A 26,532-nucleotide genomic window follows, 5' to 3' on the forward strand; every position below is an offset into this window, starting at 1 on the left:
AAAGGGTGGTATTCAAGTGTTAGAAGAAAATACAAAAGCCTTGGTTAGATATCATATGGAATTATATAGTGATATAATTGACTCCCTATTTCAAACAGCCTACTCTACTAATCCCGAAGCGTTTCGTTTAAAAGACCCTTTAAATATAAAAATATATGTTATTAAACTATCTTCAATTCTTGGGGATCTTAACACACTTCACCTTTACCTTGTACTAGATAAGAATAAGGAGTTAGATCTTGAAGTAATTGACTTAACGAATGAAAAGCATTATGAAGAATATTCGAAATTTAATACTACTAGCGACTTTGTTTTACACATCTTGCAAAAAAACGGGATTTTCACAAAAAGTGACTTAATTTATCACTACAACATGTCTGCAATAGAGGATAAATTATCTGAATGTGACTTACAAGAATTTTTAGAATTTATTAATGCAAAAACTTGGAGAAGAAACTTTTATTCTAATATGTTAGATCTGGCCTCTTTTGAAGGAAAAAGTTTTATTAAACACGTCAACCATCCAGTTAGTTATTATGCAAAAGATGCCGCAAAGAAATATGTTTATTCTCTTTTAGATTTGAAGGCAATTATAGAAAAAGTAAACGATGAGGATTTTAGTTACCAAATGGATCAAGCCATTGCAGCATACGAGAATTCTTTATACCTAGCCTCTTGTGCTACTTTAGGTGTATGTCTTGAAACACTATGTAAATTATTACTCAAAGATAATGGCGTAAAAGTAAAAGACAGTGATGGCACAATGTTAGACAAGCTCGGTGAACGTTTAAGAGAGCATAATATTATAAGCTATAAATTCAAAAGTCGCATAGACGTCTGTTATAAAGTAAGAAATCTCTCTTCTCATACAAGCCCGGGTAAAGTCTTGCAAGGAGATTGTCACTTTATTATTGCTACAATAAATGAAATTGTTGATACCTATTTCAAATGAGAAAGTCCGTTCAGGGCTTTTCTTTCACACCAAAAACAGAACATACATTCCCATACGGCGGTGTTTATTATGACAATCCAGTTATCGCATCTTGAAGAAGAAGTAAAAAAGATTTATACAAAATTAAATATGCTTACTCCTGAAAACATAGATCTTGAACGCATTGCCGCTGCTTTTAAGATATGGATTCATTATGAGAAAGCTAATAGCAGCATGTTTTGTATCAATGGTCTTTACAGCATGGTTTTGGATATTCGGGCTTCTCCACAAGAGCAATGGCAAGACTTCGTTCACGAACTCGCCCACGTGCTGAAGCATGCCGGAAACCAATTTAATATGAACAGAATGTTTAGAGAGCTTCAAGAATATCAAGCCAATAGTTTCATGTATCACTTTTGTGTACCGACATTTATGCTCGAAAAGATTTCGTTGCCGCGCATGCAATCGGAGGCTATAAAGTTAATTGGGGATACCTTTAACGTCACATACCTTTTTGCAGCTAAACGGCTTGAAATGTACAAAAGAAAACTGTTTTCAGAGAAACTTTATTTAGTGAGGTGTTAATCATGGGTCATTGGATGGCTAGAGGTCAAAAATCATTTTTATTAGTTGTTGAGAACGGTTATGATTCAAAAGGCAAACGCAATAGGAAGACTAAAACAATCAAAATTGAAGATCCAAAAATTCTAAACAGCGTTAGAAAGCGAGAAAAATATTTATCACAGCAACTCCTAATGTTCGAAATGGAAGTGACGTCTGGTGAATATATATCGCCCGAAAAAACAACCTTCGAGTCTTTTGCAAACGAATATAAAGAACGAATTTTATATAAGAAATTTGCCCACAGAACATCTGAAATGCATGAGAGTCATATTAAAAACTATATTCTTCCAGCGATCGGTCACAGGAGATTAGATCAGATCAAAACAATGCATATTGTTGACTTTATGGATTCACTTGAAAAAGACGGAATTCGAAAAGACGGCAAACCAGGAGGTTTATCAAGTTCAACCAGATACGACATATTCAAAGTTCTAAAGGCAATGTTCAAAGTTGCTGTTAAGCAATGGAAACTAATCAAAGTAGATCCAACCGAAGATTTAGATCCCCCTTCTGTTGAAACCAAAGAAATGCAATTTTATGATTCAGAAGCAGCTAAAGAATGCATTGAAGCTCTTTATCAGATTGATATAATGTGGAGATTATACTTTTTGGGTGCAATGATTGGCGGTCTAAGAAGAGCAGAAGGATTAGCCTTTGAATGGCATTTAGATGTTGATTGGGATGCAGGAGGTTTTTATGTAAATCGTTCAATTCCAAAAACAATTGACGGAAAACCACTTATCAAAGATCCTAAATCAAAAAAGTCCAAGCGCTTTGTAAAGATGCCTGATTGGTACATGGATGAGCTTGAGAAATACTATAGAATGTGGAAAAAAGAGAAACTAAGATTAGGTGATGCTTGGGAAGGTGGAGAACATCAATACATTTTCCATAGTGGGAAAGGTAAGCCCTATTATTACACAACCCCCACGGCAAAATGGTCCAAGTTCACTAAAAAGTATGGACTGAAAAAAATACGACTTCATGAGTTGCGTCATACAATGGTTACTTTATTAATCGAAGCTGGTGCAAATTATAGAGCGATTCAAGAACGAGTTGGACACGCTAGCTATCGAACTACATTCGATAGATATGGCCATGTAACAAAAAAATTAGCTGATGAGACAGCTGAACTATTCAACAATTTTGACCCTAAAAAGAGATACGGTCAATGAATTTCGAAGCCAAAAAATCAAGTTCGCCAACAGTTTGCCAACAACTCGCGAATTTGATAAACCGGCTTTATTAAAGTAAAGTAAAAAACCCTTGCTATGCAAGGGTTTAAGCTATGATTCCGACTGGGCTCGAACCAGCGACCTCTACCCTGTCAAGGTAGCGCTCTCCCAGCTGAGCTACGGAATCATGATATGTATGTGTTGCTGGGTATGCTGTTGTCTTTCTGACAAGTTCTATTATATAACCTTCCCTTCTATTCGTCAACTACTTTTTCAGAAAAACTTTTTTCGGACTTGCTGTTCCGTTCCCCGGCTATTATAATATGTCTTAATTTTCTAACAATAGGGGTGATGGGGTTTTGCATTCTTTGATTTCTTCTGATGATGTATGGGTATTATGGGGGTTTATTGCGGTATGGGCGGCAGTGAGCATCGGGCTGGAGCAGCGCTTTAAGTGGGCGTCCGCTGTGTCGGGCGCTATTATCGCGCTTGCAGGTGCTATGGTGTTTACAAATGTAGGAGTGCTTCCTGTTGAGTCACCTGTATATGATACCGTATGGTCTTATGTAGTGCCGTTGGCGATCCCTCTTTTGCTGTTTCAGATCAATGTGCGGCAGATTTTTAAGGAAAGCAGGCGTTTGCTGTTTATTTTTCTGATTAGCTCTGTCGGCACTGTGCTTGGGAGCATTCTTGCTTTTTTTCTTCTCAAACAGCATATTCCTTATCTCGATAAAATTGGCGGGATGATCAGCGCCTCTTATATCGGCGGCGGGGTCAACTTTGCGGCGATGGCGGCAAAATTTGAGACGCCTGGTGAATATGTGTCAGCTACCGTTGTGGCTGATAATTTTATGATGGCACTTTTGTTTTTTATTTTAATCAGCATTCCTGCACTCAAATGGTTTCAGCGGCATTATGCCATGCCGTTTGAAGAGAAGGTAAAAGCCGATGGAAACAGCGGAAACAGTGCTGAAAGCTATTGGAAACGGAAGGATATTTCCTTAAAGGACATTGCTTATAATGCCGGCGCTGCTTTTGCGCTTGTTGCGGTTAGTGTGAAGGTTTCCGGCTATTGTAAAAGCGTTTTTTCTCATCCACTGCTGACCGGTACGCTTGGCGATCAGTATCTAATGCTTACGTCTTTAACTGTTCTTATCATTTTTCTTTTCCCGCGTTTTTTTGAAAGGCTCAATGGATCTCAAGAGCTTGGAACCTTTTTGATTTATTTGTTTTTTGTGGTGATTGGCATTCCTGCAGATCTGCGCTTAATCGTTACCAATGCGCCTCTTATTCTATTATTTGTGTTTATCATTGCGATCAGCAATTTAGCGGTTTCCTTAGCTGTCGGAAAATTGTTCCGCGTTCGGCTTGAAGAAATTCTGCTCGCCGTCAACGCTGCTGTCGGGGGACCGACGACTGCGGCTGCGATGGCAATTGCCAAGGGATGGCGGGAGCTTGTCGCTCCGATCATGCTTGTCGGTACGCTCGGCTACTTAATCGGCAACTATGTTGGCACTTTTATGGGAAATTGGTTTTCTTCCTTCTTATAAAAAGGATATTTGCATTTCCCTGAGAATAATGTAAGAGGAATCTGACATGAGAACGGAGAGGTCACTGTATGCTAAAAGGAAAAACCATTTATGTTAGACCTTTAGAAGTAACGGATGCCGAAGAAAATCTGCGGCTGCAAAGCGAAAATCGAGATTTCTTCGAACAGTTTTCTATGATACGCGCAGACGATTATTATACGGTTGAGGGGCAAAGAAAACGAATAACCGAGTATCAGCAAAGACTTGAGAAAGATGAAGAATATCATTTTGGCATTTTTACAGTGTCAAACGAAAGATTAATCGGAACGGTTTCACTCTTTCAGATCCTCCGCGGATCGCTGCAAACTGCGTTCGTCGGGTATTTTTTAGACAAGGCTCATAACGGAAAGGGAATTATGACAGAGGCTGTCAGATTGGTTGTTGATTATGCGTTCCGCGAATTGAGACTTCATCGAATTGAAGCCGGTGTGATGCCCCGTAATCTCGGGTCCATGCGTGTTTTAGAAAAAGCGGGATTTCATAAAGAAGGCATCGCCCGAAAAAACGTAAAAATTAATGGCGTTTGGGAGGATCATCAAGTCCTCGCGGTTTTGAATCCTGATGATGAACAATAAAAGAAGCCGGGCCATCCCCGGCTTCTCAGCGTGTCGCCGAACCCTCGCATTCGTTGTCAGTCCTGCGCGTTAGTGCTCACGAATTATAACATTCGCTCCGCTCCAATGCTCGTCCTTCCTAGACTTCAAAGGTTTTCAATCACGCTGAAAAGATGACAAAATCCTAAAACAGAAACCGTTTTAGGACTTTGTCTACAATCTGAGAAGCCGGGCCACCGGCTTCTTTTTAACGAACTGCCACTGGTGCAATTTCTTTCAGCGCTTGTTCGAAATCGTGCTCTAAATCGTCTGCATGTTCGACTCCCACACTAAGACGGAGCAGGCCATCAGTAATGCCGCGTTTTTCACGCTCTTCCTTAGGCATTGCCGCATGAGACATCGTTGCCGGATAGGACAAAATCGATTCCACTGCGCCAAGGCTGACAGCGAAGACCGGAAGTGACACATTCTCGACTAATTTCTTAACGGCCTCTTTGCTTTCAAGCTCAAAAGATAGCACTGCTCCCGCTCCCTTCGACTGGCTTTTATGGGTTTCAGCGCCGGGATGATCAGACAGTCCCGGATAATACACGCGCTTGACCGCCGGATGCTTCTGGAAAAACTCCGCAAGCCGCTGGGCTGTTTGGCTCGCTTTCTCTAAACGGACCTGTAATGTTTTTAATCCGCGCAGGACAAGCCAGCAATCCTGCACGCCAAGGACGGCACCGAACGCGTTTTGCAGCTTATATAGCTGCTTTCCAAGCTCTTCATCCTTGACAGCAGCCAAACCTGAGAGCACATCGCTGTGTCCGCTTAAGAACTTTGTCGCGCTGTGAAGTACAATATCCACGCCGAGATCAAGCGGACGCTGCAGAGCCGGCGTCATAAATGTATTGTCCAGAAAGGTCAGGCAGCCGTTTTCTTTTGCAAGCTGAACAACTGCTTTAATATCCGTAATTCCAAGTGTCGGATTTGATGGTGTCTCCATATAAATGACCTTTGTGTTCGGCTTGATATTCCGCGCCACTTCATTACGATCCGTCATGTCGACAAACGTATGCTCAATGCCAAACCGAGTCAGCACCTCTGTCACCATACGGAAGGTTCCGCCGTATACATCTTCTGTCACAAGAACGTGATCACCCTGTGAGAGCAGTAAAAAGGCTGTTGAGATGGCAGCCATGCCTGAACTGAAAGCAAATCCTCTCGTTCCGCCTTCCAGTGCGGCAATTGTTTCTTCAAGAGCTGTTCTTGTCGGCGTGCCAGAGCGGCTGTAATCAAATGCGCCGAATTCTTCAAATGAAGATTGATGAAAGGTCGAGGCGTGCTGAATCGGCACACTGACCGCCCCGGTTGCGCCGTCTGTTTTAAATGGATTGTGCACGAGCTGGGTTTCCAGCGTCCAATTGTGATTACTCAAATGAAACAGCTCCCTCTTTGACCTGAGATAATGCCTGTTTTAGGTCCTCTTTTAAATCTTCCGCATGTTCAATTCCGACAGAAAAGCGCAGCAACCGATTGCAGACCCCGTTTGCGATACGGATCTCTTCAGGAATATCCATGTGCGTCTGGGTCGCAGGGTATGTAATGAAGCTTTCCACCCCGCCGAGGCTTTCTGCAAAACAAATGGTCTTCAGCGCTTTTAAAAATGGGTTGACCCACTCTTCTTTTTGCAGACGGAAGGACAGCATGCCGCCTTTTCCGGGATACAGTACATCTGAAATTTCTTCCTGCTCTTCCAAAAACGCCGCAAGCTCCTGCGCGTTTGCCTGATGCTGACGCATTCTTAGGCTCAGCGTCTTCATTCCTCTCATCAAAAGCCACGAATCAAATGGCGGCAGAACGGCGCCGATCGCATTTTGATGCTGAAACATTTCCTCTCCGAGCTGCTCATCCTTTACCACGACAAGTCCCGCAAGCAGATCGTTATGCCCGCCTAAATACTTTGTTGCGCTGTGAATGACAATGTCTGCTCCCAGCTCAAGCGGACGCTGCAAGACCGGTGTATAAAATGTATTATCTACGATCAGCAGAAGACCGTGCTCCTTTGTAATCCGGGCAATACGTTCAATGTCCGCCTCCTGCATGAGCGGATTTGTCGGCGTTTCCACAAACACCGCTTTTGTATTCGGCGTTATCTTAGAGCGTAAACAGTCCTCATCGCTAAAATCATCATAATGAAAGGTCAATCCGTATTTTTTCCATTCATTTTCAAACAGACGGTACGTGCCGCCATATAAGTCCGATGAAACGATCAGTTCATCTCCGCTTTTAAACAGCGCCATAATCGTTTGGATAGCAGCCATTCCCGAACTAAAGGCAAGCCCTCTCGCGCCGTTTTCTAAGTTAGCGATCGCGTCCTCAACAAGCTGGCGTGTCGGATTTTTTGTGCGGACATAATCAAATCCGGTTGATTCTCCGATCCCTCTGTGGCGGTATGCTGTTGATAAATAAATAGGAGCACTCACTGTCCCCGTGACTTCGTCGCTTCGGTTCCCAATTTGGGCTAATTTCGTTTCAACGTGCTGTGACATATAGCTGACACCTTCCCTTTTCAAAATAAAAACCCCTTCTTCATAAGAAGAAGGGGTTTAACGCTTCTTCTTATCTTCCAAGCATAAAAAACGCTTGCTGGATTTAGCACCTTGGCGCTTTGCACATGCAAAACAAGCCGGTTGCTGAGGTTTCTAAGGGCCAGTCCCTCCACCTCTCACGATAAGAAATATCGATTTCAATTTTCTGATTGTTTTATATTAGCGCAATTCACAGTTTATTTCAACACTTTTTTCTTCGTGTGCCGAACCGTTTAAAGAGAGAAATTTCTAATAATTCATGGTACAATAATTGAAAATGCAAGAAAGTATAGTGATGTCCTGGAGGAATGTTTTTATGGCACCGAAAAACGGCACAGTGCAAGAAAAGAAATTCTTTTCAAAAGAGCTTAACGAGGAAATGACCTTACTTGTTTATCTGCCGTCCAACTACTCCCCGCTTTATAAATACCATGTCATTATCGCGCAGGACGGCCACGATTATTTCAGGCTGGGGAGAATCGGCAGACAGGTCGAAGAATTGCTGTCGAAACACGAAATAGACCGGAGCATTATTATCGGTGTTCCTTATAAGGATGTAAAAGAGCGCAGAAACACCTACCATCCGGAGGGTTCAAAATTTTCGGCGTATAAACGGTTCATCGCCCATGAGCTCGTTCCTTTTGCAGATGATGAGTATCCAACCTATCAGGTCGGTTACGGCCGAACGCTGATCGGTGATTCGCTCGGAGCAACCGTGTCACTTATGACAGCGCTTGATTATCCGAATATGTTTGGCAACATCATCATGCAGTCTCCCTATGTTGACAAACACGTACTAGAAGCCGTGAAACAGTCTGACGATATCAAACACCTCTCTATTTATCACCAAATCGGAACAAAAGAAACTGACGTCCACACGACAGACGGGAACATTCTGGACTTTACAGAACCGAATCAGGAGCTGAAACAGCTGCTGGAGAAGAAGCTTTCCGATTATGATTTTGAGCCATTTGACGGAGACCACAAATGGACATACTGGCAGCCACTCATCACCCCGGCGCTGAAAAAAATGCTTTAACACTCTATCATACTTTATTTCCAGGAGGGACAAAATATGAAATACGGAATCGTTTTATTTCCATCAAAAAAGCTCCAAGACCTTGCAAACTCTTACAGAAAGCGCTATGACCCAAGCTACTCTCTGATCCCGCCACATTTGACGCTGAGAGCATCGTTTGAATGTGCGGAGGAGAAAGCGGATCAGCTCGTATCGCATTTGAGAAACATCGCAAAAGAGTCCCACCCAGTCGTTCTCAAATTGACAAAATACAGCTCATTTGCGCCTGTCAATAATGTCATTTATATTAAAGCAGAGCCGACGGAAGAGTTAAAAACACTCAATGAAAAGCTATACACCGGTGTGTTGGCCGGCGAACAGGAATATAATTTCGTTCCGCATGTGACGGTCGGCCAAAATCTTTCCGACGATGAGCATTCAGATGTGCTGGGACAATTAAAAATGCAGGAAGTGTCGCATGAAGAAATTGTTGACCGTTTCCACTTGCTTTACCAGCTGGAAAACGGATCGTGGACAGTTTACGAAACCTTCTTGTTAGGCAGAGGAGAATAATGTTTGGAAGCAGTGATCGCAAAAAATGAAGAACAATTGAAAGATGCTTTTTATGTAAGAGAAGAAGTCTTTGTCAAAGAACAAAACGTGCCTGCTGAAGAAGAAATTGACGAACTTGAAAATGAGTCGGAGCATATCGTCGTGTATGACGGCGAAAAGCCTGTCGGCGCCGGAAGATGGCGTATGAAGGACGGCTACGGCAAGTTAGAGCGCATTTGCGTATTGAAAAGCCACCGCTCCGCCGGTGTCGGCGGCATCATTATGAAAGCGCTCGAAAAAGCCGCTTCAGACGGCGGCGCTTCCGGTTTCATTTTAAACGCGCAAACACAGGCTGTGCCGTTTTACAAGAAACACGGGTATCGCGTGCTTTCGGAAAAAGAATTCCTCGATGCCGGCATTCCTCACTTACAAATGATGAAAGACTAAACAGCATCCGGGTCTATTAAGATCCGGATTTTTCCGCATATAAAAAACCGTTCTCTCGTATGAACGGTTTTTTATACATATCGATTAATATATGTGCCCATTCCTTTTTCTCGCAATCTCTTATAAAGAGAGCGCTTACGTTTTGCCTCGTTTACTTTTCTTTCAGCAGCCGTTTGATTCTCCTGCTGTTTTTCAAGTTCTTTGTATATCCGCTGAAACGGGACATAGCTGATTTTTTCGGTTCCGGCATAATCCTGCTTATGTCCAATCGTTCTATTAGCATATTGAGCGTATTGCTGGTTTTGAATGTGACCTGCATATATCATACGATACCCACCCCTCTGCTGTCTCTTTTCCCTTAAACTTACTTTTTGAAACACATTTCTTTTGATATGATAGTCATTGTCTGTAATGAACACCTTTTGATTGGGAGGACCCCTTTTTGAAATGCGCCCGACTGAATGATCGAATTATACATTTACATACATATTCGAGAGAACATTATCAATTCCTCTTTGAAGAAGGAATAAAAGGACATTTATTTTGTTCTCATTGCGGAAAGCCCGTGTTGTTACGGCTTAACATCGCCGATCCGCCAGAGTTTATCCATCGCCAGCCAGGCGATTTCCCGGCATGTGAGGAGGCGTGTGTTCCGAAGCCCGCCAAAGAGGAAAAAAAAGAAGATGATCAGGAATCTGGTGTTATTCGTTTGCCAAAGGGAAAAGCGATCGCCGCTGACTCGTCCCCAGCTGTCACGGAATGGCACCGTCCAAGAAGCATTAAACCAGGAACACCATTTGTGCCAAAAACAATAGAACCCGATACGAGCCTTTTTCCGTCTGTCGGTTTAAACACGGATCAGCTGAAAGCTGTCACGGAAACAGAAGGCCCGCTGCTTGTGCTTGCAGGTGCGGGGAGCGGAAAAACACGGGTGCTGACAGCCCGTGCCGCCCACATGATTGAACATTTGGGCATACCGCCGGAAAACATGCTGCTTGTCACCTTTACAACAAAAGCTGTCGCTGAAATGAAAGAGCGTATGGCGAACCAGTACGGATTACAGCAGGCAAAAGTCAGAAGACTGGTCACAGGAACATTCCACAGTCTGTTTTATAAAATCTTGTATCACTATGATTCTGCTAAATGGAACGGTGAGCATCTGCTAAAAATGGAGTGGCAGCGGGAACAATATATCAAAAAAGCACTCTATGAGGAGAGCATCGATGAGAAAGAGTTCCCGGTTGACCAAGCTCTGCAGCAGATCGGTTTTTGGAAAAACACTTATGTCCCAAATGAACGCATCCCTCTAAAAGATGAGTGGGAAAAACAAGTTTATCGTTTATATGAACATTATGAACGCCAGAAAAAAGAACATAGCCAATTTGATTTTGATGACATGGCTTCAGCCTGCTATGAATTGTTTATCGAGCGGCCTGACCTTCTGGAACAATATCAATCTCGGTTTACGTATATCTTAATCGATGAGTTTCAGGACATTAATCCGGTTCAATACAAAATCATGCAAATGCTCGCCAGCCCGGAGCAAAACCTGTGCTGTGTCGGAGACGATGACCAGTCCATCTACGCGTTTCGCGGCAGCAATCCGTCTTTCATTCTTGATTTTCAAAAGGATTATCCCGGAGCGAAGACGATCTATTTAACTGCGAACTACAGATCTACGCATCCGATCGTCTCTAGTGCTGACATCGTCGTGAAAAAGAACAAAAACAGATATGCCAAAACGCTTGAAGCCGCTCGTGATGACATTCATGTCCCTGTGCTTTTTTATCCTTACGACGAAGAGGAAGAAGCCACAATGGTCGTTTCCGATATCAAAGAAAAAATTCAAAACGGCGCCAGTCCAGAAGACTTTGCGGTTCTTTACCGCACAAACAGCGGAGGCCGCGCTATATATGAAAGGCTTCATCAATCGTCAATTCCGTATACAGCTGACCGCGGCGTCCAATCGTTTTATAGCAGACGGATCGTCCGTCAGATTCTCGCCTACTTGTATGCAAGCCAAAATGAGGATGACACTGAGGCGATTAAGCACTTGTTTCCCGCCTTGTTTTTAAAGCAGTCCGCTTTGAATACGCTGAAGGCGCTCTCGATTACCGAGGACTGCTCGATGATTCAAGCGCTGGCCAAACTGCCTGATCTGAAGCCGTTTCAGCTTGACAAAATCAAGAAAATCGTACCGTTTTTCGCAAGCCTGCGCACGATGAAGCCTGTAGAAGCCATCACATTTGCAGAAGGAAAAATGGGCTTCTCCGAGTATCTAAAAAAACGGGGCAATGAGGGCAACAAGCTAGAAAAAGGCTCCGATGACCTGCGCGATATCAAGGTCGTCGCCAAGAAGTTCAAAACGATTCCTGACTTTCTTGCCCACGTGGATCATATGAGGGCCGCTGAGAAAAACAGAACGGATGAACATGGTGTTCAGCTGATGACCATTCACCGTTCAAAAGGCCTTGAATTCAAAACAGTCTACGTGTTAGGCACTGTAGACGGCTCAATTCCGCACGATTTCTCATTAGAAACGGCAAGAAAAGGAGACGAGGCCGCTCTTGAGGAGGAAAGACGCCTTTTATATGTAGCGATGACCCGGGCGAAACAGCATTTATATTTGTCTTGCCCCGCCAACAGGCGCGGCAAAACAGCCAACCGCTCAAGATTTTTGTATCCCCTTCTACAAAAAGCAAGACAGCCCTTACATCATTAACAGCCCGGCAGATTACTGCCGGGTTTTTACTGTAAAAAAAGGCCTGCTGCAGTGAATCAGCCAGGCCATCTGCTTATTTATTATCCATCATTTTAGAAATCGTGCCAAAATCAAGCTTTTCTTTTCCGCTTGTAATAGATTCCACGATTTTATCTTCTAATTCTTTTGGCACGCGTCTGTTTGCCAGCTGCGCTACGCGGTTAATGACACTGCGCACTGTATTTTCATCTTTAAAATTAGCGTTTTGGAGTGATCCGGCAAGATTCATTACATCCTGCATCTTCACACCTGTTTTCTTTTCGATGTTCTTAAAAAATTGATTATCCATAATGCGCCTCCTTTTGGCGGAGTAATACAGTATTGTATGAACACCCAATGAGTAGTGTGCCTATTTAAAGTTGATTTTCTGACATTATGTTTTGTTGGCATAGTGTAAGGAAGCGCGGGACATTCCCGCACTTCCCTCTAAAGTTTTAGCAGAAATAAGATGCACCTACGATGATAAGAAGGATGAACAATACGACTAAAAGAACAAATGTTGAACCGTAGCCGTAGCCGCCTCCGTAACCGCCGGCATAGCCACCGTAGCCGCCGCAGCAGCCACCACCGAATCCGTATCCAAAGCCCATAGATAAGCACCTCCTTTACTCTCTATACACTATGTGAGCTGCTTGGATTGGCTTGGATATTCGCATAGGGCGTTTGCGGATTTACGATTGATCATATTGAGCTTGATGTTTTTTAAGTAAGGCCTCTGTTTTTTCAGCCAACGCTTCAATCTCATCTTCAAATTCCTTACCTGCTTTATCAAATGCATCCAAGTCTTTTCTGATGCTGCCCATCGTGTCTTCATGCTCTTTTTGCTTTTGTTCGTGCGGTTCATACCTTCCTTCTATCCATTTTTCAAACTCATTCACTTTGATCCCCCCGCTTATGATATATGCCGGTTGAGTCCGCCCTGTTAAAAAACAAAAAACCGGAGTTCTCCGGTTTCTTTGCCAGGCTATTGAGGCTTTTTCTTTTTATTTCCGCACCCGCAACCCTTCTTTTTTATCTTTTTTGATTGATACGATGAATCTGTATATGGAGATTTTTGGGAAGGTTTATTATATTGATTCATTTTTGCTCCCTTCCTTTCCTTATGTCATATATGCTACTTTATGCGTATCCTGACGGAAAGTTGCTGGTGGGAATGCCTCATTCCTGCAACCATTTTGATACAAGCGTTTCTATGATGCCGGCAAGGCCCGCGATCGCCAAAAGTAAAATCAGCCACTGCGCTGCTTGCGGGATCAACGCCTGGCATAAAATCAAAAAGCCGGCGCACCATACGCCTGTGCACCAATAGCAGCTCAGCAATTCACCTATAAACGCCCTGACACCAGTTCCCTTAATCACGATATAAGTTTCAATGTTCCCGTCCGCATCCTTTTCCTCCTTCTCTTCATGAAACAGACTGCGAAGCGGCGCCATAATCGTGTCAAACACCAGCAGGCGGGCGAGCCGAAAGACCGCAAGCGATAGAAGTACAATTGTCAGCCCATTAATAACCACTCGTTCACTCCTTTGCCAATCATGATCCCTTCACATATATGCCAAAACCCTATTCTTCATGAATTGTATCTTGTCCGGCGGAAAATTGGTTATTTTTATTATTCCGCTCTGCACCCCATTTGCATTATATAGAGTATGGATAAGAAAGGAGTGAAGGTTATGTCATTTGAAACAAAAATTGAATCCCTGCATCCTGACATATTGGAGCAATTATCAAGCGAATTCGAGCAGCAGATCGAAGTGATTGATTGCGAAAATATCACAATAGATACATCACATATAACATCTGCCCTTTCTATACAAGCCTTGGTTACAACATTGATTATCCTGCTGACACAGCTCGTTATTGCCGACGAGGACTTGGCCGACACAGTAGCAAGCGAAATACTCATTCTTGATAACTCTCAAATCAAAAAAAGAACCATCATTAAAATTATCAACAGCCGAAACATCAAGATTACTTTGTCTGCAGACGAAATAATAACCTTTGTACAAATCTTGCTTCAGGTGTTAAACAGTATGCTACTTGAATTCGACATCCTTTAATCCTTTCTTTTCACAAACTAAAAGTTGAGGTGAGAACAAATGTCAGATAACGATAAAATCAAAGAAGAGCTTGAAAAGCTCCCAGAAGTTGATCCAATGATGAAAATGCTGGTCCAAAACATATTTCTAAAACACGGCATCACAAAAGACAAAATGAAAAAAGTATCAGATGATGAAAAAGAAATGCTTTTGAATATGGTAAAAGACCTGCAAGCGAAATCAGCGGAGCTAGCTGAAAAACACAAGAAGAAAAAAGAAGAAGAAGCCGCACAAGAGCAAAAGAGCGATAAACCGCTTAGCCGCAGAGAACAGCTCATTGAACAGCTCAGACAAAGACGACAAAACAATAACAATTCAAATTAATCATAAAAAATAGGGCACATCATCAAGATAAATGCCTCAGTCAAAGTAAGAGGCTCGCTCATTTAATAAAAGTAAAAGTAAAGGAGGAATAGAAATGGAAAGCAGACCATATTCTTGGGTTGCACTTGATCCTGACTGTGACCATCCATTAGAGCACAAAGAGAAAGAAAAAGAAGAAAGAAAATGCAATTGCGATATTTGCTGCAATAACAATGGGTTTGGCAATGACAACGCCTTTATCGACCAAGATCTAGCTCAGGCAAACCTCAACAAACAAGTCTCAGATGAGACGATTATTATTAGAGACTCTTGTGACATCAACGTTTCATCTACAGACGTTCAAGCCGTAACATCTATTGTAACCGCACTTAATGCAGCTGTCCTGACAGTAGCCCTCACCTCCATTGCAGACGGCGTTATTGCTGAATTAGTCGCACAAGATTTATTACAGCTTACAGCCAACAAGCAAGTAAACCGCCAGAAACTTCTTATCGAATGCTCCCGCGGCGTAAACGTCACAACAGTAGATGCCGATATCGCAACCCTTGTCTCTACAGCTACAAACGTTCTGATCGCCGTCCTAGTCATCACTCTTGTCCTCTAGGACCTAAAAGCAGAGCCAAAAACGCTCTGCTTTTTCTTATTTTCCAAGCATATGATGAATATATAGACGTTCACCCACACCAAGTGGGGCACGGGTACATATGTTGTTAAGGACTAAAGTCAAATACCCTATAAAGAAGGAGCTGAAATCAATGAGCTGCGGAAAAACCCATGGCCGGCATGAGAACTGTGTATGCGATGCAGTGGAAAAGATTTTAGCAGAGCAGGAGGCAGTTGAGGAACAGTGTCCGACTGGCTGCTATACAAACCTTTTGAATCCGACAATTGCAGGTAAAGACACAATTCCGTTTCTCTTGTTTGATAAAAAAGGCGGATTGTTCTCCACATTCGGAAACGTGGGGGGATTTGTGGATGATATGCAATGCTTTGAGTCCATTTTCTTCCGCGTTGAAAAATTATGTGATTGCTGTGCAACCCTGTCGATTCTACGCCCGGTCGATGTTAAAGGCGATACCTTAAGTGTTTGCCACCCTTGTGACCCGGATTTCTTCGGGCTAGAAAAAACGGATTTCTGCATAGAAGTGGATCTCGGATGCTTCTGTGCGATTCAGTGCCTGTCACCAGAGCTAGTTGACAGAACATCCCCTAACAGAGAGAAAAAGCATCATCACAATGGATAAACACTTGTAAAGAGGAATCCCCTTCCAAACTCTATTACGGGTGTAAATCATTCAGCTGCTTCCAGCGTGAGGCAGCTGACTCTCCATCATTTCGCCAGTCTCAAATTTATAAGGCAGGAGGGATAATATGAGCCAGAAAACATCATGCTGCGTGCGTGAAGCAATAGAAAATATTGAAGAACTGCAAAACGCTGTTGAAGAGGATTGCCCGACAAGCTGCCATTCAAAGCTTTTGTCACCAACCCATTCGCTAGGCGATACAGTGCCTTTCGTGCTATTTACATCAAAATCAAATCCTTTGGTCGCTTTCGGAAATGTCGGCGAACTCGATAACGGCCCTTGCTTTAATACAGTATTTTTCAGAGTAGAAAAAGTTCATGACAGCTGCGCAACTCTGTCATTATTAATCGCATTCGACGAACACAAACACATTTTGGACTTCACCGATAAGGATACGGTTTGTGAAGTGTTCAGACTTGAAAAAACGAACTACTGTATTGAAGTAGACTTAGACTGCTTCTGCGCAGTCAACTGCTTAAATCCTCGATTAATCAATCGTACACATCATCATCATCATTAATCATAAGCTGGAAAAGCTTGCAGGCCTGCAGGCTTTTCTCTATGTAAAAAAGCTGCCCGGAACATCAGCCGGGCAGCTTTTTTCTGTTCATTTCCATTAAAAACCGAGTGGGTGCAAAGAGGTGATTTCATCGATTGCCAGCTCGGTCGGGGCTCCGTTTCCGGTTGTTCGAAGCAGGACGGAATCATTTCTTCTTCCGACAATCACGCCTCTATACGTTCTTCCATTGGCTTCAATCAAACAAAGCGCTCTCGGCATGTTATGAGGCAGCTTTGTTAAAAAGTCAATTTTTTCGTGAATCGTCATCTTGCTCATTGGTTTTTTCACTTTTCGTGCCGGCGGTGCTTTTTCCTCCGCTTTATCAGCACTATGGACAGCTTCCGGTTCTTTCTCAGGCTTCCTGGCCTCAAGTGCATGCTCTTCCTTTTTTTCTGCTTTCGGGGGCTCGTGTTCGACGGGATCTTCTACGGCCTGCGGCTCTGCTTTCTCCTCCGGCTGGTTCTTTATGTTCTCTGGCTCCCTCACCTCTTGTGTATACTGACTCACTGGTTCGGCTGCAGGCTTTTGGTCTGCTTGCAGGACATCCTGTGCCACGGCTTCCTCCTGCTGCTTCTCATGGTAAGCCGGCTTTTCCTCAGCTTTTGGCGGAGCGGGTTTGTCGGCCTTTCTTTTGATGACAATCTCCTGCATGGATGACCTTGTGGTTTCTGCATAATCCGGCTGAACAATATACATGAGCGGTTTTTTATCCGCGTTTCTTTTCTTATTAGACATCTTCATCCCTCCGATTGTGTCATATTCTATCTATATGACAGAAAGCTGAAAATCAGAAGAAATAAAAAAGCAATCCCTATTCGGGATTGCTTGATATAGATCCTGCTTAGCGGGCAGTGATATGGAAACCTGAATCAACGTGAAGATTTTCACCTGTAATCCCGCGGGACATATCGCTGAATAAGAACGCAGCTGTATCGCCCACTTCTTCAGGTGTTGTCGTGCGGCGAAGCGGCGCACGCTCTTCGATATCTTTTAAAATGGAGTTGAAATCGCTGATGCCTTTAGCAGATAATGTTCTGATCGGACCGGCAGAAATGCTGTTAACCCGGATATTTTCTTTTCCTAAGTCAGCAGCTAAGTATTTCACACTTGCATCAAGAGAAGCTTTCGCTACACCCATGACGTTGTAGTTTGGCATTACAAGCTCTCCGCCCAGGTACGTCAAAGTGACAATGCTTCCGCCTTCAGTCATCATCGGACGTGCCGCTTTAACAACAGCAGTCAGAGAATATGAGCTGATGTTATGAGCCAAAAGGAAGCCATCACGATTTGTGTTTAAGTATTCGCCGACAAGCTCTTCTTTGTTGGCAAACGCGATACAATGCGCGATACCGTGGATTACACCGACCTGCTCCTTAATGCTTGCGAAGCAAGTTTCGATTTCTGCGTCGTTTGTTACATCGCAAGGAAGGATGATGGAATCGTTGCGGTCTAACGTTCCGGCAAGCTCATGAACAGATTTCTCCAAGCGTTCGCCTGCATATGTGAAAATCAAACGTGCACCCGCTTCATGCAAGGAGCGCGCAATGCCCCACGCGATACTGCGTTTGTTGGCTACCCCCATTACAACAATGTTGCGGCCTTCAAGTGAAAAATTCATATGTATAAAGCCTCCTATATTTAATAAAGACATAGTATTAGTACCTGATCTTAATTCCTATCATATCATAACCTTGTCCAGATGAAAAGCGCATACCGTAGCAAAGCGAAAGAGATCACCATCAGCTGGTGATCTCAACGGCTTGTTTTTAAGCTGTTTCGTTTAAAAGCGAAATGGTTTGTCGGCCCGTGTCCCGATCCGATGCCGAGCGTATTTTCCACCGCTTCGCGGACAAAGTTGGCCGCAACCTCAAATGCCTGATGGATGCTGTCTCCTTTAGCCGTTTGGGCCGTTAAAGCCGCAGCAAAGGTGCAGCCCGTGCCATGCGTATGCTTCGTATCAATATAAGGATGGGTGATTTGCATAAACATGCTGCCATCAAAAAGAAGGTCAGTAATGTGATTGTCCTCAGGCTGGTGCCCGCCTTTGATAATGACATGCTCCGCACCCATCTTGACGAGCTGCTCCGCTGCTTTTTTCCGGTCATCCAGCGAACTGATTGTCATTCCTGTCAGCGTTTCTGCTTCCGGGACATTCGGTGTAATCGCGTAGCTTCTTGGAATGAGCAATTCCTTTAAGGTGGCAACTGATTCATCATGCAGCAAGGATGCACCGCCCTTTGCGATCATAACCGGATCAACAATTATACGATTGAATCCGTACTCGTCAATTTTTCTCGCCACTTCTTCAATCATGTCGGCATTCCAGAGCATTCCCGTTTTTACTGCGTCCGGTCTTAAATCCTCCGCAACAGCATCAATTTGCTGTCTCAGCGCCTCTACAGTCAGCGGATGCACCCCATGGACGCCAAGCGTATTTTGAGCGGTTACCGCCGTAATCGCAGACATTCCGAATACATCAAGCTCTTGAAAGGTTTTAATATCTGCCTGTATCCCTGCGCCGCCGCCTGAATCGGATCCGGCGATTGTCAATGCTTTATATATACTCATTACACTACACTCCTTTTATTACCCGATCCATTTATGATAAATGGATTTTGCCCGGGCAATATCATTCGTTCCATGGATCAAAGCTCTGCCGTCCCGGAACAGCACCATTTTCATATCATCCGATCGGCAGGAAATCAAATACGGGTTCGCGGCTACTTCAAGCCCGGCCTGTCTCAGCTGACCGGCAAGCACTTCAAGATCCGCTTCTTTTGTAATGGATGATCTGATCTGCACCGTGTTCCTGCCGCACAATACAGCCGCTTTTGTTTGATTTTCATATGCCAAAAACGGAAAATCCCTTGTGCCGCAGCTTGGGCAGGCGTCATGTTTGAGACTCGTCACACTCACTTCTGACCGCTCGTTTTTCCACAAGTCAAAGGAGCGCAGCACCGGCTCGCACTCTTCTCCCGCCAGCAGCTTCAGCGCATCTGTTACCTGAAAGACTGCTACCTGCAAAACAGCCGGACTGATGATGCCGGCTGTGTCACACGTTGCTCCGCCAATCGGAAGTGTATCGAGCAAGCAATGCAGGCAAGGGGTAGATCCCGGCACCACGGTAAAGGTGAGGCCGTAGCTCCCTACACAGGCACCGTAAAGAAAAGGAATCCCTTCTTTGACCGCAGCATCATTTACGATCAGGCGGGTTTCAAAATTATCAGCCGCATCCACAATAATGGAGGCGTCCTTAATCAGCTCGAAGACATTCTCCGCTGTCACATCCATGACAAGGCCAGTCACATCGACATCGCTGTTAATCGAACGGAGACGATGCTCCGCCGCGGCTGCTTTCGGCATTTCTTTTTTGACGTCATCTTCTGTATAAAGCTGCTGGCGCTGGAGGTTGCTCCATTCCACATAATCTCTGTCGGCAATTTTCACAGAGCCGACTCCCGCCCTCACCAGCATTTCTGCACTTGCAGTTCCGAGTGCGCCGGCGCCGATAATCACGGCGCGCGCTTCCTTCAATTTTTTCTGGCCGGATGGGCCGATCGGAGCAAATAGCTCCTGCCTGGAATACCTGTCCGTCATACAGGAAGACCTTCTCCCGGACTGCTTGCCGTTCCGTATTGCTTAAGCGGGATTCGGCCCGCCTCATAAGAAAGGCGTCCTGCTTCCACCGCGAGCTTCATGGCACGAGCCATTTTCACAGGATCGTTTGCGCCTGATACAGCCGTATTGAGAAGCACGCCATCCGCTCCAAGCTCCATTGCATATGCCGCATCTTTAGGCGATCCGATCCCCGCATCCACGATGACAGGCACTTTCGCCTGTTCAATAATAAATGACAGATTCAAAGGATTTAAGATTCCTTGTCCCGATCCAATCGGAGATGCACCCGGCATGATGGCATGAACGCCAAGCTCCTCCAGCTTTCTCGCCAGCACAACGTCATCCGACGTGTACGGGAGCACAATAAAGCCCTCTTCAAGAAGCTGTTCAGACGCTTTCAATGTCTCAACAGGGTCAGGCAGCAAGGAACGGCTGCATCCGATGACCTCAACTTTAATCATGTCACAAAGGCCTGACGCTTTCGCCAGACGCGCAATCCGAACAGCTTCTTCAGCAGTGCTAGCGCCCGCTGTATTCGGCAGAAGCGTATATTTGGATAAATCAAGCTGTTCCAAAAAATTCGGCTGAGATGCTTCAAAGATGTTCATTCTCCGCACAGCAAAGGTTAAAATATCAGACTCAGAAACAGCTACTGCTTCCTTTTGAGTTTCAAACGATGGGTATTTCCCCGTGCCCAGCAGCAATCTTGATTGAAATGTTTTTCCGCCAATTGTTAACATGCTCATCCGCCTCCTACAAAATGGACAATTTCAATGACATCGCGATCACAAAGCTCAACCTCGTGATAACATTCTTTCCCGATTATTTCTTTATTTCTTTCCACGATAACGATTTTATTTTCGAGCTGATAAGACGCCAGCAGGTCTTGAATTGTACCTGAGTCTTTTTCCCACTTCACGTCTTTACCGTTCAGCTGTAGCATCATATCTGAACCGCCTCCTTGCGATCAATTCGGAATGCGTGCAGCCAGTCTTGGTTGACCTCTTTATCCATGATGAGATCACTGATCAAAGCGCCAGTTGCGGGAGCAAGCAGGATCCCATTTCTGAAATGGCCCGCCGCAAATAAAATACGGCTGTCCTCAGGATGTCTGCCGATGTACGGTTTTCCATCATTTGTTCCCGGCCGGAGTCCCGCCCAAAAACGATCCACCTTCATATTTTGTATAGCGGGCAGCATCGTTTTCGCTTTTTTCATAACCGACTCCAATCCGCCAAGATCAGGTGTTTCACTCCAGTCCCCAGGCTTCATTGTCGCGCCGACAACCAGTCTGCCGCTTTTTCTCGGTACGATATAGCAATGGTCATGATAAAGCGTTTTTGTCAGCGGGATAAGATGATTCCAAACGGACAGGCACTCCCCTTTTACAGGAAAAAATGTATTGCTCAGCCCGAGCTGTTTAAAAAACATCCCGCTCCACACCCCGCTGGCAACGACAACATGATTAGCCCATACATCTCCGCTCGGGGTCTTGATGGACAGAGCTTCACCGTCACGTTCGACATGCAGGACGGGCGTATGCTCAAAAATCTCCGCCCCAAGCGCTTTCGCTGCTTTCGCATATGCCTTGCAAACGTAATAAGGCTCAACATGCACATCATCCTGAATAAAAGATGCACCCAAGATGTCATCAGACGCATGCGGCTCTTTTTCTAAAACCTCTTCTTTTGTATACCAGCTGACAGAGTCCAAATCGTCCATCTGTCTCAGCCGCAGCACATCTTCTTCAGAAAATGCAAGCTTAAACATACCGCCGTTATGCTGCCTGATGTCCACACCGGATAATGCATAAAGCTCTTCTTCCAGGCCTTTGTACAGACGCTGGCTGTGCATAGCGAAATCAAAAAATGCGTCACGTTCCTCGCATTCGGCATGGGCGCCCAGCATTCCGGCAGCGGCACTTGTCGTTTTGCCGCCCACTGTTCCGCTTTCAAATAATGCGGTGCTTTTGTTTTCCTTTGCCAAATGATAAGCAATCGCGGAACCGATAATTCCGCCTCCAACCACCACTGCTTCATAATGCCTTTTCATAGCGCATCTCCTTTAGCTTGCGGGAATATCGTCTGGCTGCTTTCAAGGGCTCAGCGGAAGAGAAAATTCCTGACATGACAGCGATGCCGTCCGCCCCTGCTTGTTTTACGTCTCTTAACCTTTCCGGTGTCATCCCCCCGATGGCTATAACCGGGATGGAAATCCGCTGTTTGATATCTGACAGCAAAGATACTCCTCTTCCTTCAAGGCCCTTTTTGCAATCCGTTTCAAACACATGGCCGAACAGTACGTAGTCTGCGTCTTCCTTTTCTGCTTGAACCGCTTCCTCCAGTGAATGCACCGACCTCCCGATATGAAGGTGTGGAAACCTGGCTCTGACCTGCTTCGGTGAAAAGCTGGTGCTTGGCAGCTGTACGCGATGAATGGTAGAAAAAAGTGCAATATCCACGCGCCCGTTCATCACCAGTTTTCGTTTATCTATACCGCCTTCAAAAATAATCTCGAGCAGTTTCAAAATATCCGCCGCCGATTTTGAGCGTTCCCGAATGTGAATAAAATCAACTTCATTCTGAATCGTAATGATGTTTCTCGCTAACTCTTCTACCGGCTTGCTGTCATCCGTTATGGCGTGAAGCTTCACATTCCTCCACCTCTTTTATGGCGCTGTCAGACCAGCCTTCTTTTCGATAGGCCATTCCCCAAAATTGATATTCATAGTAGCTGGAGATGACAAAATTCTCTTTCATCTTGGCACGCACTTCCTCCGTGCTGTTTTCCGCCAGCTCATCAAAGCGGTTGATTTGCTCCTCGACCTGTTGTCTAAACCAATCACCGCCATATGTGCCAATCCACTTCTGATAAATTGGATGCCCCGGATCACAATGCAGCAATTTCTCACCAACCTCGTAATAGAGCCAATAGCATGGCAGCAGGGCCGCTAAGATTTCTGCGAAATTCCCACTCAAAACCGAACGGTACATATGGGATGTATAAGAATACGCAGTAGGAGACGGCTTAAACGCCTTACGCTCTTCCTCGCTGATTTCCAACAGCTCGGCAAACTCCCGATGAAGCGCCATTTCCGCCTCATATGTACCTTGGGCATGGCTTGCCATCCGCCCCGTTGTATAAAGATCCTTCGCATAAGCGGCGCCAAATGACTGCACCTTTGCAAAATGCGTTAAATAATAGGAATCCTGAAGCACGTAGTATTTAAAACGGTCAATCGGAAGCGTTCCGTCACCGATTCCTTGAACGAACGGATGGACAAAGCTCCCCTCCCACCATTCTGCGGCTGCACTGCGGCATTCTTCTGAAAACTTCACAAATCATTCCCCCTCTGAAAATAAAAAAACCACTTTCCCGCAAGGAAAAGTGGTTTGGAATTGGCATAGTAAAATAACACAAATACCGCTCCACTTCCCTACGCAGGTCTGAACCTGTTCAAGTTATGAGGGTCTAAAAGTCACACTTTTATCTCAGCCCTTATGAAGGACACCCCTAGTGGTTAAACGAATACATATTGAATTGTTCTGCACCTCTATATTAACACGAATCCTTATTTGGTCAAGATTTATCCTTCCAATGTTTTCTTAAGATCCGTTACGTACCCCCGAGATCCGGTGACAATTAAACGGTCTCCAAGTTTCAGCCTTGTATCCCCATGAGGAACAATGCTGTCCACACCTCTGAAGATCCTGACAAAGATGACGTCACCTGTTAAAGGGAATTCCCGTAAAATGACACCATCATATTTACTGTTCTCCATATTAATTTGATACAGCGAAGACTCTTGGTTCGTGAGCAGCTTCATGACGCCAGGCGCTTCAATCAGTGCGCGAAGCAGCGTTTTTGTCGACAGCAGAATAGAAAAGATGCTGATTCCCTGCTCCTTCAGAGCTGCTTCATGCTCCGGTGATCCTACGCTTGCAATGACTCTTTCTGTGCCTTTTTCTTTTGCAAGTAATGCAATGTCTGCATTCATATCTTCATTTCCTGTCGCCACAACGAGGATATCCGTTTCAAAAATGCCGAGTGATTCAAGCGTCTCGTGTTCATAGTCGGAAATTGTTTCAACAGCAAACACTGATTCTGACAGCTTTTCCTCTGCATTCTCTTGATAGACGTGTACTACACGCACGTCATACTCTTCCTCTGGCAATTCAAGTGTGACAGGCAAAGTCATTTGGTTGGCGCCGATGAACGTAATCATTCTTTTCTCCTCCGGCTGCTCTTCCCGTTTGTATAACTTTTTAAAACAGATCGGCGTAAAAATACTTGCGATGACGGCCACTAAAATGAGCGCTCCCGACATATTTGCGCTGATCACGTGAAGCTGCTGGCCGATTGTTGCAGCGGCAATCACGAGCGAAAGCGTTGATGTCAGCAGGAAACCGGACGCGAAAATGGTTCGGTTATCATACCACTTCTTTAGGTACATGACAGGAATGATTTTGCTCACTAACAGCGCCAGAAGCAAAAGCGGGATCATGATTAAAATTGTTTTATCCTGGAAAAGAGTCCAAATATCAAGCTTCACACCGACCATCACGAAGAAAATCGGTATTAAGAACCCATAACCGAATGAGTCCAGCTGCTGAACAAGTTCTTTGTTTGGCGAAAGCAGGGAAACAAGAACCCCCGCTAAGAAAGCGCCGAGAATATTTTCCGCCCCAAGTGATTCAGACAGGGCAACGAGTACAATAATTAACGTAAAAATGGCACGCGTCCCAATCTGGATCGTCCCTTTTGACATGGATTGAACAAAAGAGCGATGTTTGAAGACCCTGCCGAAAAAGTAAAGCACCACTCCGGCCGCAAACAGGATCATCAGGAGCCACATGTTTCCGCTGTCCTCTCCGTATAAAGAAGAAAAAACAGCAAGAAGAATCATCGTAGCCAAATCAGCAATAACAGCAACGAGCAAAATAATCTGCCCGATATTCGAATTCATGATCCGTTCTTCTTTTAATGTTGGAACAACAACGCCTAACGAAATCGTTGAAATAATAAGGGTCATCAAAAATGCATTTTGAATAAATCCCGCCAAGACGAAGCCATAGGACAGCAGCAATGATAAAATAAAAATACCGACGAAAATAATAGATGCCGCAGCAAACGTATTAGGCGCTTCCTTGCCGTTCGGCAGGAGCTGCTTTTTCTTCCCTTTCTCAAAAGATGAAAAATCAATTTCAAGCCCGCTTAAAAACATTAAAAAGATAAATCCGAGCATAGAGAGTGTTTGGAGCCAGGTGTCACCCTCCACAACTAAATTAAGGCCGCTTTTCCCAATAATCAGCCCCATAATGATTTCAGCAACAACAACCGGGATGCTGAGTTTAAACCGATGCAAAAGGATGGGTGTCAAAAATGCAACGATAAGTACAACAACTAAAGATGCGACAGATGTATGCGCCATAATCAGAACCTCCTTTTTTAGTCAGGGTTATGCTAGTTCTCAATCAAAGAACAAAACCTCATTTTTAAAAAACATAACGCGATTTTAACAAGGGTCATGATGAAAAATAAAGTGATAAGGTCTTAATCCTGTTTAGAAAATGATTCTTCTTCTATAATTTGCACATAAAAGCTTGTGATGACTCAAAACACTTTGCTTCATAATAAATAAAACAATCGGTAAGGAGGATACCGCATGGCTTACGATATCATCAGCGATATTCATGGCTGCTATAACGAAATGACTGCATTAATCCAAAAGCTTGGTTATACAATTAAAAATGGAGTACCTGTCCACGAAGAAGGCAGGGTGCTTGTTTTTGCCGGAGATTTAACTGACAGAGGGCCCAAATCGATAGAGGTCATCCGATTTGTAGCCAGCGCTTACGAAAAAGGCGCTGTACGTTATGTCCCGGGAAACCATTGCAATAAGCTGTACCGCTACTTAAAAGGCAATCCGGTAAAAGTGATGCATGGTCTCGAAACAACAGCGGCAGAGCTTGAGGAACTTTCCAAGGATGAGAGAAAATCAGTCAGCGAACAGTTTATGAAGCTGTACGAAACAGCGCCGCTTTACGACATCTTACATAATGGAGAATTGGTTGTCGCCCATGCTGGCATAAGAGCTGACGATATTGGCAAATATACCCGCAGAGTGAAGGACTTTGTGCTTTACGGTGATGTGACAGGTGAAACATATCCGGACGGCAGACCCGTCAGGCGTGATTGGGCGGCAGCCTATAACGGGAAGGCTTGGGTGGTATACGGCCATACACCTGTGAAAGAGCCTCGGAAGGTTAATCGCACCATCAACATTGATACAGGCTGCGTGTTCGGAAATAAACTGACAGGCTTTCGCTTTCCAGAAATAGAAACCGTCTCTGTTCCAAGCTCCCTGCCTTACGACGAATCAAGGTTTCGCCCCATATAAAAA

Annotated in this window: 32 protein-coding genes, 1 tRNA gene and 2 riboswitches; of the genes, 15 read left to right on the top strand and 18 right to left on the bottom strand. The window is 44.5% G+C overall.

Translation table 11 applies throughout. From position 1 onward, the window contains the following. Positions 1-16 precede the first annotated feature (16 nt). The 3 genes from NZD81_RS09610 to NZD81_RS09620 all read left to right on the top strand — a co-directional run bounded on the left by NZD81_RS09610 (position 17) and on the right by NZD81_RS09620 (position 2,730). The gene (locus NZD81_RS09610) at positions 17-952 is read left to right on the top strand and encodes a hypothetical protein (protein ID WP_289860332.1); all 936 of its coding nucleotides are present in this window, start codon (positions 17-19) and stop codon (positions 950-952) included. Positions 953-1,021: 69 nt separating this feature from the next. Beyond that, on the top strand, positions 1,022-1,516 hold the full coding sequence (locus NZD81_RS09615; RefSeq protein ID WP_289860334.1) for an ImmA/IrrE family metallo-endopeptidase: 495 nt from the start codon (positions 1,022-1,024) through the stop codon (positions 1,514-1,516). A 2-nt stretch (positions 1,517-1,518) separates the two neighbouring features. Next, positions 1,519-2,730, top strand: coding sequence for a tyrosine-type recombinase/integrase (locus tag NZD81_RS09620; RefSeq protein ID WP_069703694.1), 1,212 nt, complete (start codon positions 1,519-1,521; stop codon positions 2,728-2,730). Positions 2,731-2,844: 114 nt separating this feature from the next. Here NZD81_RS09620 and NZD81_RS09625 read toward each other — a convergent pair. Then, positions 2,845-2,917, bottom strand: a tRNA-Val gene (locus NZD81_RS09625). Positions 2,918-3,089: 172 nt separating this feature from the next. Between NZD81_RS09625 and NZD81_RS09630 the strand changes: the two genes are divergently transcribed. Both NZD81_RS09630 and NZD81_RS09635 read left to right on the top strand, forming a co-directional pair. Next, positions 3,090-4,280: a DUF819 family protein gene (locus NZD81_RS09630; protein ID WP_289860337.1), complete on the top strand. Its 1,191-nt coding sequence runs from the start codon at positions 3,090-3,092 to the stop codon at positions 4,278-4,280. A gap of 68 nt (positions 4,281-4,348) precedes the next feature. Continuing rightward, on the top strand, positions 4,349-4,894 hold the full coding sequence (locus NZD81_RS09635) for a GNAT family N-acetyltransferase (RefSeq protein WP_014663569.1): 546 nt from the start codon (positions 4,349-4,351) through the stop codon (positions 4,892-4,894). 226 nt (positions 4,895-5,120) lie between these two features. Here the strand turns inward: NZD81_RS09635 and metC are convergent, their stop codons facing one another. Beyond that, on the bottom strand, positions 5,121-6,293 hold the full coding sequence (gene metC, locus NZD81_RS09640) for a cystathionine beta-lyase (RefSeq protein ID WP_014663568.1): 1,173 nt from the start codon (positions 6,291-6,293) through the stop codon (positions 5,121-5,123). Beyond that, positions 6,286-7,407 carry a cystathionine gamma-synthase/O-acetylhomoserine thiolyase gene (gene metI / locus NZD81_RS09645; protein ID WP_040083807.1) on the bottom strand — a complete coding sequence of 374 codons (1,122 nt, stop codon included), beginning with the start codon at positions 7,405-7,407 and terminating at the stop codon, positions 6,286-6,288. The genes metC and metI overlap by 8 nt, the downstream gene beginning before the upstream one ends. A gap of 67 nt (positions 7,408-7,474) precedes the next feature. Next, positions 7,475-7,595, bottom strand: a riboswitch (SAM riboswitch). Positions 7,596-7,762: 167 nt separating this feature from the next. Here metI and NZD81_RS09650 point away from each other — a divergent pair. From NZD81_RS09650 to NZD81_RS09660, 3 genes are read left to right on the top strand one after another with little or no spacing between them, the layout of a single operon-like run. After that, entirely contained in the window at positions 7,763-8,485 is a 723-nt protein-coding gene (locus NZD81_RS09650; RefSeq protein ID WP_014663565.1) for an esterase family protein, read from the top strand. Positions 8,486-8,521: 36 nt separating this feature from the next. Further along, a complete protein-coding gene (locus tag NZD81_RS09655; RefSeq protein WP_014663564.1) occupies positions 8,522-9,037 on the top strand; it encodes a YjcG family protein in 516 nt (171 codons plus the stop codon). Positions 9,038-9,040: 3 nt separating this feature from the next. Then, on the top strand, positions 9,041-9,463 hold the full coding sequence (locus NZD81_RS09660) for a GNAT family N-acetyltransferase (RefSeq protein ID WP_069838988.1): 423 nt from the start codon (positions 9,041-9,043) through the stop codon (positions 9,461-9,463). 71 nt (positions 9,464-9,534) lie between these two features. On the opposite strand, the gene NZD81_RS09665 is transcribed toward NZD81_RS09660, so the two are convergent. Next, positions 9,535-9,789 (bottom strand): hypothetical protein, encoded by a 255-nt coding sequence (locus NZD81_RS09665; protein WP_289860343.1) that lies wholly within the window; start codon positions 9,787-9,789, stop codon positions 9,535-9,537. Between the two features lie 116 nt (positions 9,790-9,905). On the opposite strand from NZD81_RS09665, the gene NZD81_RS09670 reads away from it, so the two are divergent. Beyond that, positions 9,906-12,185, top strand: a complete 2,280-nt coding sequence (locus NZD81_RS09670) for an ATP-dependent helicase (protein WP_289860345.1) — start codon at positions 9,906-9,908, stop codon at positions 12,183-12,185. 73 nt (positions 12,186-12,258) lie between these two features. On the opposite strand, the gene spoVIF is transcribed toward NZD81_RS09670, so the two are convergent. The 4 genes from spoVIF to yjcA all read right to left on the bottom strand — a co-directional run bounded on the left by spoVIF (position 12,259) and on the right by yjcA (position 13,739). Beyond that, complete coding sequence (gene spoVIF / locus NZD81_RS09675) at positions 12,259-12,513, bottom strand: sporulation-specific transcription regulator SpoVIF (protein ID WP_014479471.1); 255 nt, start codon at positions 12,511-12,513, stop codon at positions 12,259-12,261. 145 nt (positions 12,514-12,658) lie between these two features. Next, positions 12,659-12,814 (bottom strand): YjcZ family sporulation protein, encoded by a 156-nt coding sequence (locus NZD81_RS09680; protein WP_040083431.1) that lies wholly within the window; start codon positions 12,812-12,814, stop codon positions 12,659-12,661. 81 nt (positions 12,815-12,895) lie between these two features. Beyond that, a complete protein-coding gene (locus NZD81_RS09685) occupies positions 12,896-13,102 on the bottom strand; it encodes a hypothetical protein (RefSeq protein WP_040083432.1) in 207 nt (68 codons plus the stop codon). 280 nt (positions 13,103-13,382) lie between these two features. Then, positions 13,383-13,739 carry a sporulation protein YjcA gene (gene yjcA, locus NZD81_RS09690; protein ID WP_014476457.1) on the bottom strand — a complete coding sequence of 119 codons (357 nt, stop codon included), beginning with the start codon at positions 13,737-13,739 and terminating at the stop codon, positions 13,383-13,385. Between the two features lie 159 nt (positions 13,740-13,898). Here yjcA and NZD81_RS09695 point away from each other — a divergent pair, with 159 nt between their 5' ends. From NZD81_RS09695 to cotZ, 5 genes are all read left to right on the top strand, one after another. Beyond that, entirely contained in the window at positions 13,899-14,285 is a 387-nt protein-coding gene (locus NZD81_RS09695) for a spore coat protein (protein ID WP_014663556.1), read from the top strand. Between the two features lie 39 nt (positions 14,286-14,324). After that, on the top strand, positions 14,325-14,648 hold the full coding sequence (locus NZD81_RS09700; protein ID WP_014663555.1) for a hypothetical protein: 324 nt from the start codon (positions 14,325-14,327) through the stop codon (positions 14,646-14,648). Positions 14,649-14,742: 94 nt separating this feature from the next. Next, entirely contained in the window at positions 14,743-15,252 is a 510-nt protein-coding gene (gene cotX / locus NZD81_RS09705) for a spore coat protein CotX (RefSeq protein ID WP_014663554.1), read from the top strand. A gap of 151 nt (positions 15,253-15,403) precedes the next feature. After that, entirely contained in the window at positions 15,404-15,892 is a 489-nt protein-coding gene (gene cotY, locus NZD81_RS09710; RefSeq protein WP_014663553.1) for a spore coat protein CotY, read from the top strand. 127 nt (positions 15,893-16,019) lie between these two features. Then, positions 16,020-16,472, top strand: a complete 453-nt coding sequence (gene cotZ / locus NZD81_RS09715) for a spore coat protein CotZ (RefSeq protein WP_040083433.1) — start codon at positions 16,020-16,022, stop codon at positions 16,470-16,472. Between the two features lie 96 nt (positions 16,473-16,568). On the opposite strand, the gene cotO is transcribed toward cotZ, so the two are convergent. The 10 genes from cotO to NZD81_RS09765 all read right to left on the bottom strand — a co-directional run bounded on the left by cotO (position 16,569) and on the right by NZD81_RS09765 (position 25,560). Beyond that, positions 16,569-17,252 carry a spore coat protein CotO gene (gene cotO / locus NZD81_RS09720; protein WP_289860357.1) on the bottom strand — a complete coding sequence of 228 codons (684 nt, stop codon included), beginning with the start codon at positions 17,250-17,252 and terminating at the stop codon, positions 16,569-16,571. A gap of 100 nt (positions 17,253-17,352) precedes the next feature. Then, positions 17,353-18,129, bottom strand: coding sequence for an enoyl-ACP reductase FabI (gene fabI, locus NZD81_RS09725; protein ID WP_003232896.1), 777 nt, complete (start codon positions 18,127-18,129; stop codon positions 17,353-17,355). Between the two features lie 134 nt (positions 18,130-18,263). Then, positions 18,264-19,079, bottom strand: a complete 816-nt coding sequence (gene thiD, locus NZD81_RS09730) for a bifunctional hydroxymethylpyrimidine kinase/phosphomethylpyrimidine kinase (protein ID WP_069149385.1) — start codon at positions 19,077-19,079, stop codon at positions 18,264-18,266. Positions 19,080-19,097: 18 nt separating this feature from the next. Beyond that, on the bottom strand, positions 19,098-20,108 hold the full coding sequence (gene thiF, locus NZD81_RS09735) for a thiazole biosynthesis adenylyltransferase ThiF (RefSeq protein ID WP_289860369.1): 1,011 nt from the start codon (positions 20,106-20,108) through the stop codon (positions 19,098-19,100). Beyond that, the gene (gene thiG / locus NZD81_RS09740; RefSeq protein WP_014663548.1) at positions 20,105-20,875 is read right to left on the bottom strand and encodes a thiazole synthase; all 771 of its coding nucleotides are present in this window, start codon (positions 20,873-20,875) and stop codon (positions 20,105-20,107) included. The genes thiF and thiG overlap by 4 nt, the downstream gene beginning before the upstream one ends. Then, positions 20,872-21,072, bottom strand: a complete 201-nt coding sequence (thiS, locus tag NZD81_RS09745; RefSeq protein WP_289860551.1) for a sulfur carrier protein ThiS — start codon at positions 21,070-21,072, stop codon at positions 20,872-20,874. Before thiS ends, thiG begins: the two co-directional genes overlap by 4 nt. Further along, positions 21,072-22,181, bottom strand: coding sequence for a glycine oxidase ThiO (gene thiO, locus NZD81_RS09750; protein WP_289860373.1), 1,110 nt, complete (start codon positions 22,179-22,181; stop codon positions 21,072-21,074). The genes thiS and thiO overlap by 1 nt, the downstream gene beginning before the upstream one ends. Then, positions 22,165-22,782, bottom strand: a complete 618-nt coding sequence (gene tenI / locus NZD81_RS09755) for a thiazole tautomerase TenI (RefSeq protein ID WP_289860375.1) — start codon at positions 22,780-22,782, stop codon at positions 22,165-22,167. Before tenI ends, thiO begins: the two co-directional genes overlap by 17 nt. Then, complete coding sequence (gene tenA, locus NZD81_RS09760; protein ID WP_148342946.1) at positions 22,757-23,467, bottom strand: thiaminase II; 711 nt, start codon at positions 23,465-23,467, stop codon at positions 22,757-22,759. Before tenA ends, tenI begins: the two co-directional genes overlap by 26 nt. Before the next feature lie 78 nt (positions 23,468-23,545). Continuing rightward, positions 23,546-23,654, bottom strand: a riboswitch (TPP riboswitch). A gap of 61 nt (positions 23,655-23,715) precedes the next feature. Next, the gene (locus NZD81_RS09765) at positions 23,716-25,560 is read right to left on the bottom strand and encodes a monovalent cation:proton antiporter family protein (protein WP_148342945.1); all 1,845 of its coding nucleotides are present in this window, start codon (positions 25,558-25,560) and stop codon (positions 23,716-23,718) included. Between the two features lie 234 nt (positions 25,561-25,794). On the opposite strand from NZD81_RS09765, the gene prpE reads away from it, so the two are divergent. Further along, positions 25,795-26,529 carry a bis(5'-nucleosyl)-tetraphosphatase PrpE gene (gene prpE, locus NZD81_RS09770; protein WP_289860378.1) on the top strand — a complete coding sequence of 245 codons (735 nt, stop codon included), beginning with the start codon at positions 25,795-25,797 and terminating at the stop codon, positions 26,527-26,529. Positions 26,530-26,532: the final 3 nt, after the last annotated feature.

Source organism: Bacillus sp. B.PNR1 (assembly GCF_030386235.1).
Taxonomy (GTDB): Bacteria; Bacillota; Bacilli; order Bacillales; family Bacillaceae; genus Bacillus; species Bacillus stercoris.

Excerpts from the sequence above, each read along its gene's own strand:
- NZD81_RS09615 (WP_289860334.1), top strand. The coding sequence starts at position 1,022 with ATGACAATCCAGTTATCGCATCTTGAAGAAGAAGTAAAAAAGATTTAT.
- NZD81_RS09620 (WP_069703694.1), top strand. The coding sequence starts at position 1,519 with ATGGGTCATTGGATGGCTAGAGGTCAAAAATCATTTTTATTAGTTGTT.
- NZD81_RS09635 (WP_014663569.1), top strand. The coding sequence starts at position 4,349 with ATGCTAAAAGGAAAAACCATTTATGTTAGACCTTTAGAAGTAACGGAT.
- metI (WP_040083807.1), bottom strand. The coding sequence starts at position 7,407 with ATGTCACAGCACGTTGAAACGAAATTAGCCCAAATTGGGAACCGAAGC.
- NZD81_RS09650 (WP_014663565.1), top strand. The coding sequence starts at position 7,763 with ATGGCACCGAAAAACGGCACAGTGCAAGAAAAGAAATTCTTTTCAAAA.
- NZD81_RS09655 (WP_014663564.1), top strand. The coding sequence starts at position 8,522 with ATGAAATACGGAATCGTTTTATTTCCATCAAAAAAGCTCCAAGACCTT.
- NZD81_RS09665 (WP_289860343.1), bottom strand. The coding sequence starts at position 9,789 with ATGATATATGCAGGTCACATTCAAAACCAGCAATACGCTCAATATGCT.
- spoVIF (WP_014479471.1), bottom strand. The coding sequence starts at position 12,513 with ATGGATAATCAATTTTTTAAGAACATCGAAAAGAAAACAGGTGTGAAG.
- NZD81_RS09680 (WP_040083431.1), bottom strand. The coding sequence starts at position 12,814 with ATGGGCTTTGGATACGGATTCGGTGGTGGCTGCTGCGGCGGCTACGGT.
- NZD81_RS09695 (WP_014663556.1), top strand. The coding sequence starts at position 13,899 with ATGTCATTTGAAACAAAAATTGAATCCCTGCATCCTGACATATTGGAG.
- NZD81_RS09700 (WP_014663555.1), top strand. The coding sequence starts at position 14,325 with ATGTCAGATAACGATAAAATCAAAGAAGAGCTTGAAAAGCTCCCAGAA.
- cotX (WP_014663554.1), top strand. The coding sequence starts at position 14,743 with ATGGAAAGCAGACCATATTCTTGGGTTGCACTTGATCCTGACTGTGAC.
- cotY (WP_014663553.1), top strand. The coding sequence starts at position 15,404 with ATGAGCTGCGGAAAAACCCATGGCCGGCATGAGAACTGTGTATGCGAT.
- cotZ (WP_040083433.1), top strand. The coding sequence starts at position 16,020 with ATGAGCCAGAAAACATCATGCTGCGTGCGTGAAGCAATAGAAAATATT.
- cotO (WP_289860357.1), bottom strand. The coding sequence starts at position 17,252 with ATGAAGATGTCTAATAAGAAAAGAAACGCGGATAAAAAACCGCTCATG.
- fabI (WP_003232896.1), bottom strand. The coding sequence starts at position 18,129 with ATGAATTTTTCACTTGAAGGCCGCAACATTGTTGTAATGGGGGTAGCC.
- thiD (WP_069149385.1), bottom strand. The coding sequence starts at position 19,079 with ATGAGTATATATAAAGCATTGACAATCGCCGGATCCGATTCAGGCGGC.
- thiF (WP_289860369.1), bottom strand. The coding sequence starts at position 20,108 with ATGACGGACAGGTATTCCAGGCAGGAGCTATTTGCTCCGATCGGCCCA.
- thiG (WP_014663548.1), bottom strand. The coding sequence starts at position 20,875 with ATGAGCATGTTAACAATTGGCGGAAAAACATTTCAATCAAGATTGCTG.
- thiS (WP_289860551.1), bottom strand. The coding sequence starts at position 21,072 with ATGCTACAGCTGAACGGTAAAGACGTGAAGTGGGAAAAAGACTCAGGT.
- thiO (WP_289860373.1), bottom strand. The coding sequence starts at position 22,181 with ATGAAAAGGCATTATGAAGCAGTGGTGGTTGGAGGCGGAATTATCGGT.
- NZD81_RS09765 (WP_148342945.1), bottom strand. The coding sequence starts at position 25,560 with ATGGCGCATACATCTGTCGCATCTTTAGTTGTTGTACTTATCGTTGCA.
- prpE (WP_289860378.1), top strand. The coding sequence starts at position 25,795 with ATGGCTTACGATATCATCAGCGATATTCATGGCTGCTATAACGAAATG.